Genomic DNA, 3,367 nt, shown 5'->3' with positions numbered 1-3,367 from the left:
GGCGGACGCCGGTCCCCGCCCGCGGACCCGGCCCGGTCTCCCCGGGTGCGGGGCTGCTCGCGCTGACGGGCGCCGTCGGGGTGACGATCGGCCTGGGCGGCCTCGCCGTCGTGCTGTCCCTGCACGTGTGACCCGCGCGATGCAGAGGTGCGCTTCTACCCAGTCATGAAGCCCGGAATCATGCTGTTTTCGGGCCTCATGACTGGGAAGCGCAGCTCGGTGGCGGGCCACCGGTGGGTCGGTCAGCAGGGAGGCGTCAGGGCAGCGTCAGACCCGGGTCAGACCCGGGTCAGGGCAGGGTCAGGGCAGGGTCCAGCGCTGGACCGTGCTTCCGTCGCAGTCGGCGATCTGGGTACGGGTGCCGTCGTTCTGCACCCGGCCCACCGGTTGCAGGCACCGCCCGGACTGCGGGTTGCGCAGCGCGAGCGTGCCGCTGGTCGAGGCCCACTGCTGGGCGCCGGTGCCGTTGCAGTCCCAGAGCTGGACGGCGGTGCCCGCCGCCGTCGCCCCGCCTGCGACGTCGAGGCACTTGCCGAGCGCGCGGACCGTGCCGTCGGTGCCGACCGTCCACTGCTGGGCCGCGTTGCCGTTGCAGTTCGCGAGCTGGATCGGTGTCCCGTTGGCCGTGGCGGCCCCGGCGACGTCGAGGCAGATGCCGTTGCTCGCCCGGATCGTGCCGGTGCGGCCGCCGCCCCCGCCCTGGGAGTCGTAGACGCGCACGTAGTCGACGATCATCTGCTGCGGAAACTGCGTGGACCCGTCGGGGTAGCCGGGCCAGTTGCCGCCCACGGCGACGTTCAGGATGAAGAAGAACGGCTGGTTGAACACCCAGGGGTTGCCGCCCGTGTTCGCGGGCGTGAACGTCTGGTAGGCGTTGCCGTCCACGAGCCACGTGATGGAGTTGGGGCTCCAGTCCACGGCGAACGTGTGGAAGTCGTCGGCGAACGACCAGCCCTGCGGGTGCATGTACTGGCCGGTGATGGGGTTGCCGCCCGAGTAGCCCGGGCCGTGCAGCGTGCCGTGCACCAGGTGGGGCTCGCGGCCGATGTTCTCCATGATGTCGATCTCGCCCGAGTTCGGCCACGGCGTGCCCGGGAACTGGCCGCCGAGCATCCAGAACGCCGGCCAGATGCCCTGGCCGCGCGGGATCTTGATGCGCGCCTCCAGGCGGCCGTACTGCGGCTGCACCTTGCCCTTGGTCGTCAGGCGGGCCGACGTGTAGCCGCCGCTGCCGTCCTGCCGGGCCGTGATGACGAGGTTGCCGTTGCCGTCCAGGGCGGAGTTCTGGCGGGAGTTGACGTAGTTCTGCAGCTCGTTGTTGCCCCAGCCGCCGGCGCCGGTCTCGTGGTTCCAGTTCGCGGCGTTCGGGGCGCTGCCCGCGGCCCCGTTGAACTCGTCAGACCAGGTCAGGGCGGCGACGGCAGCCGGAGCGGCCTGGGCTTCAGCTGGCGCCGCCCCCGCGTCCGACACCTTCGGCGGCGCTGCCGAGGCGACGAGCGAGGCGGACAGGACGAGCGTCACGGCGGCGACGGCCGTGACCAGCGTCCTGGAGGCTCTGGGGGACCTGCTGGGGGTGCTCGATCTCAGTGCACGACGCATCGGGGTGCTCCCTCGACGTGATCATCCCGCCGGGCGGGACTGCCGGGCGGTCATCGCTGTGTCTTACGCGCGCGTGGCCCGAACCGTATATTCGGCCGTCGGAACCGCACAACGGGTGGTCACGCAGTTACGGGTTTTCCCTACCGGGTGTGAACGTTCTGGCTGTGAACGTGGCACGGATTCGCGGATCGGGTGACGGGAACGCGTGGCGGAGCCTCCGCCCCGGCTTCACCCCGTACCGTCTATCCGTGACCCTCGTCGACCTCGTGCTGATCGTCGCCCTGCTCATCGCGCTGGGCGCAGGGCTGAGCCGGGGCCTGCTGGCCACGCTCGGCGGCCTCATCGGCCTGATCCTCGGCGGGCTCGCCGCCTTCTGGGCGGTGCCGGCGGTGAACGACATGCTGCCCTCCTCGGAGTGGCGGGGCCCCGTGTCCATCGCGCTGGCCGTGCTGCTCCCGCTGTTCGGTGCCTCGATCGGGGCCGGGTTCGGCCGCGACCTGCGCCGGGGTGTGGACCGCACCGCGCTGCGGCCGCTCGAGCGACTGCTCGGCGGCGCCGCGAACGTCGTCGTCGTGGCCCTGGCGCTGTCGTTCGTCGGCAACGCGGTCTCCGCCACGGGCACGCCCGGCGTCTCCTCCGCGGTCTCGTCGTCCGCGGTGCTGCGCACCATCGACCACCTGACGCCCCCGGCCGTGGGCCGGCCACTGGCCCAGATGCGCGCCATGGTGCTCGACGACGGGCTGCCGCGCCTGAACATCCTGATGGTCCCGCGCCAGGAGCCGGTCGTGCCCGCCGTCGACCTCGGCAACGCCCAGCTGGAGGCTGCGTCCCGGTCGGTGGCCCGGATCTCGGGTATCGCGTACGCGTGCGGCAAGAGCTCGACCGGCTCCGGTTTCGTGGTGGCCACCGACCGGCTGGTCACCAACGCGCACGTCGTGGCCGGCGTGGACCGGCCCGTGGTCGAGCTCCCCGACCAGCCCGCCCGCGAGGGCCGCGTCGTCTACTACGACCCGGTGGACGACCTCGCCGTCGTCGCGGTGCCGGACCTGTCCGCCGACCCGCTGCCCATCGCGCGGACCCTCTCGGTGGGCGACCGCGCCGCCGTCCAGGGCTACCCGTACGGCGGCCCGTTCACGTCCCGCAGCGCGGGCGTGCTCAGCGTGAGCACCACCCCCGTGCCGGACGTGTACGACGAGGGTGCCAGCCCTCGTGAGGTCTACTCCCTGGCCGCACAGGTACGGCCGGGCAACTCGGGCGGGCCGCTGCTGACCACGGACGGCCGGGTCGCGGGCGTCATCTTCGCCCGCGCCGAGTCGGACGTCGAGGTCGGGTTCGCCATGACCGACGCCGAGCTGCGGCCCGTCGCGGAGCAGGCCACCGCCCTGGACACCCCGGTGTCGTCGGGCCGCTGCGCGAGCTAGCCGCGCAGACCAGATAGGCCGCTCAGAAGGCCCGGTAGTCCGCGATCGGCAGCTTGGGCCCGCGGCGCGGCGCCCGGGCGCGCCCCGACAGCGACAGCAGCCGCACCACCCGGTGCCGGTGCGGGGCGTAGGGCGCGAGCAACCGGAGCATGCCGTCGTCGTCGGTGCGCTCGCCCGTCAGCGCCCAGCCCACGGCGGCCGGCAGGTGGAAGTCGCCGACGGATACGGCATCGGCGTCACCGAACGCACGCTGCGCCACCTCGGCCGACGTCCACACGCCGATGCCCTGCACCTTCTCCAGCCGCGCGCGAGCCTCGGCGGGCGGCATGGCGGCCGCCTCCTCCAGC

The 3,367-nt window shown here is 73.1% G+C and carries 2 protein-coding genes and 1 pseudogene; 1 reads left to right on the top strand and 2 read right to left on the bottom strand.

Annotated elements, in window-relative coordinates; translation table 11 throughout:
* Positions 1 to 300: 300 nt before the first annotated feature.
* Positions 301 to 1,599 carry a glycoside hydrolase family 16 protein gene (locus tag PROKR_RS07555; protein ID WP_036961472.1) on the bottom strand — a complete coding sequence of 433 codons (1,299 nt, stop codon included), beginning with the start codon at positions 1,597 to 1,599 and terminating at the stop codon, positions 301 to 303.
* A gap of 248 nt (positions 1,600 to 1,847) precedes the next feature.
* Here PROKR_RS07555 and PROKR_RS07550 point away from each other — a divergent pair, with 248 nt between their 5' ends.
* Positions 1,848 to 3,020, top strand: coding sequence for a MarP family serine protease (locus PROKR_RS07550; RefSeq protein WP_036961469.1), 1,173 nt, complete (start codon positions 1,848 to 1,850; stop codon positions 3,018 to 3,020).
* 22 nt (positions 3,021 to 3,042) lie between these two features.
* Here the strand turns inward: PROKR_RS07550 and PROKR_RS07545 are convergent.
* A pseudogene (locus tag PROKR_RS07545) lies at positions 3,043 to 3,367 on the bottom strand (DNA-3-methyladenine glycosylase 2 family protein); the annotation flags it as partial.

Source organism: Promicromonospora kroppenstedtii DSM 19349, from assembly GCF_000515355.1.
Lineage (GTDB): Bacteria > Actinomycetota > Actinomycetes > Actinomycetales > Cellulomonadaceae > Promicromonospora > Promicromonospora kroppenstedtii.
Note: the sequence above shows the minus strand (reverse complement) of the source record. Positions and strands in the feature narration are given on the sequence as shown.